Genomic DNA, 1,149 nt, shown 5'->3' with positions numbered 1-1,149 from the left:
GCCTGTGAGCCGGGCTGGCTGGCGGCGTGGGCTCCGGCCGCATGGCAGCAGCGTTACGGGGAGCGGGTGGATGCCTACCGGCTGCCTGACGGAGAAGCGGCGCGTGCAGGCTACCTGATCCAGGTCGGCGCGGACGGTTACCGGCTACTGGAGCGGATTTATGACCGCGGCGCTCCGGCCTGGCTGCGGCAGGTCCCGGCGGTGCAGGTGCTGCGCGAGGCGTGGATCCAGCAGTACTACCGGACCGATGGGGAGGTGCGTGTGCGGCAGGGCAAGGACCTGCCGCCGGGAAGACTCCGGCTGGCCTCGCCCTATGACCCCGAGGCTCGGTACGGGGTCAAGCGTAGGACCGGCTGGGTCGGTTACAAGGTCCATCTGACCGAGACCTGCGACGATGGCATCCCTCATCTGATCACACATGTGGCGACCACCGACGCCACCGTGGAGGACTCGCAGCTGACCGCGCTCGTCTGGGATGACCTGGCAGCGCGGGAGTTACTGCCCGCCGAGCACGCCGTCGACATGGGTTACACCTCGGCAGCGCTGCTGGTGCAGGCCATGACCACATACGACGTCACCCTGCTGGGACCCATGCGGGCCTCCACCAGTCGCCAGGCCGGCCGCGACGACGGATTCGACCTGAGCGCCTTCACCATCGACTTCGACAACCAGCAGGCGATCTGCCCGGCAGGCCACACCAGCGGCAAGTGGCGCGAGGAGACCAGTCGCGGTGCGCCGGTGATCCGCCTCGCCTTCCGCAAACGTGACTGCGGCCCCTGCCCGCTTCGTCCGCGATGCACCACCGCTGCCATCGGGCTACGCCAGCTCACCATCCGCCCCAAGGCTCAGCACGAGGCTCTGGAACGCGCCCGCCGCGAGCAGCTCACCGACGATTGGAAAGAGCGCTACAAGATCCGGGCCGGTGTCGAGGGGACCATCTCCCAAGCCGTCCGCGCCGGTATCCGCCGGACTCGATACCTCGGCCTGAACAAGACCCACCTGGCCAACGCGCTGTCAGCAGCCGCGATCAACCTCATCCGCCTGGACGCCTGGCTCACCCAGACACCCCTCGGCGCGACCCGAGTCTCACACTTCGCGCGCCTCGACCTGACACTCACCGCATGACCCACCGAATTGGGCAACGGAGTC

1 protein-coding gene is annotated in these 1,149 nt (G+C 68.4%); it reads left to right on the top strand.

Annotation, left to right across the window (positions count from 1 at the left end; genetic code table 11):
* Positions 1 to 1,125: transposase (locus KME78_RS63650; RefSeq protein ID WP_219539958.1), on the top strand; the 1,125-nt coding region annotated here is incomplete at its 5' end.
* Between the last annotated feature and the right edge of the window lie 24 nt (positions 1,126 to 1,149).

The sequence above is a fragment of the Nonomuraea guangzhouensis genome (assembly GCF_019396345.1).
GTDB lineage: Bacteria > Actinomycetota > Actinomycetes > Streptosporangiales > Streptosporangiaceae > Nonomuraea > Nonomuraea guangzhouensis.
The sequence above is the reverse complement of the archived record's forward strand: the minus strand, read 5'-3'. Positions and strand labels throughout refer to the sequence as shown.